Raw genomic sequence first — 1234 nt, 5'->3', positions numbered from 1 at the left:
TACGGCGCCGCCGTCCGGTTCAGCTCCTCCAACAGATACGCGCGCTCAGCGGACGGCAGGATATCCAGCTCGCGCACCGGCGTGTTCGGCGCCTGCTCCAGCGCGTCGGCCAGTTGCTCGAGCGCGCGCTGCATGTAGCCGCAGACCCGATCCGCGGAGACGGGCTCCGCCACCTGCGCCGTCAGACCGAGCGCCTCGCCAAAATCATCCACCGACAGGGTCAGCGGATAGTTGGTGCGTTCCTCCCCGCCCAGCCATTCCACGCCGCCCAGCCCAGCATCCGGTCCGCAAGCGAGCGCCGGCGCGGTGTGGCGGTAGTTCAACAGCGCGCTGAACAACGGCGCCGGCGCCGCAACGCCGCTGCAGCGTTGCGCCAACGCCAGCGAGGCATGCTCGTGCGCCAGCAGCTCGGCCAGCCGGGCGTGGGTGGTCCGCACGCTCGCCTCGACCCCGGTGCCGTCCAGATCAAGCCGCAGCGGCAGCGTGTTGATGAACAGGCCCATGGTGCGGTCGGCACCCGCGCCGCCATGCATGCGGCCAAACAGCACCGTGCCGAACACCACCTGCTCGCGGCCGCTGCTGCGCGCCACCACCTGTCCCCACGCCAGATGGCACAGGCTGGCCAGGCTCACCCCAAGCCGCCGCGCCTGGCTGCGCAATCGCGCGTTGAGCGCCTGCGGCAGCCTCCGATGCGCCTCATGAACCCCGCAGCCGTCGCCGTGGACCTCGCTTAAGCCAAACGGCGTGGTCGGCGCATCGATGTCCCCCAGCAGTCCCCGGAAGAACTCTTCATGCGCTTTGGTACCAACGCCCAGGCGCGCCTGCGCCACCAGGTTGCGGAACGGCTGCGGGGCGGCCAGCTCATGGTCGCGCCCGCCGAGCACGGCCTTAACCTCGGCATGCATCACCTCCAGCGTCGTGTGATCCCCGATCAGATGATGCTGCAGCTGCAAGAGCAGCCAGCGCGCGCTGCCGGGCTCGCGCGCGATCACAAACCGCAACAGCGGGGCCCGGCCAAGATCGATGCGGTGCTGGCGCGGATCAAACCTCAGTCTGAGCTGCGCGTGGCCAGGACCGCCGGAGCCATCCAGCTCGACCTCGGTCACATTGAGTGGCGCGTTCCGCCACACCACCTGGGCCGCGCGCGACAGGCCCTCCCAGACAAACGACGTCCTTAAGATGTCGTGCCGGTCCACCACCCGCTGAACCGCGGCAAGATAGCGGTCCAACACGC

At 69.6% G+C, this 1234-nt stretch carries 1 protein-coding gene; it reads right to left on the bottom strand.

Annotated elements, in window-relative coordinates:
• Nucleotides 1-1234, bottom strand: a 1234-nt coding sequence (locus tag KJQ96_RS38470; protein ID WP_249735087.1) for a condensation domain-containing protein, incomplete at both ends; no start/stop codon positions are given.

It is taken from the genome of Bradyrhizobium sp. sGM-13 (genome assembly GCF_018398875.1).
Taxonomy (GTDB): Bacteria; Pseudomonadota; Alphaproteobacteria; order Rhizobiales; family Xanthobacteraceae; genus Bradyrhizobium.
This window is presented reverse-complemented; position numbering and strand designations above follow the sequence as displayed.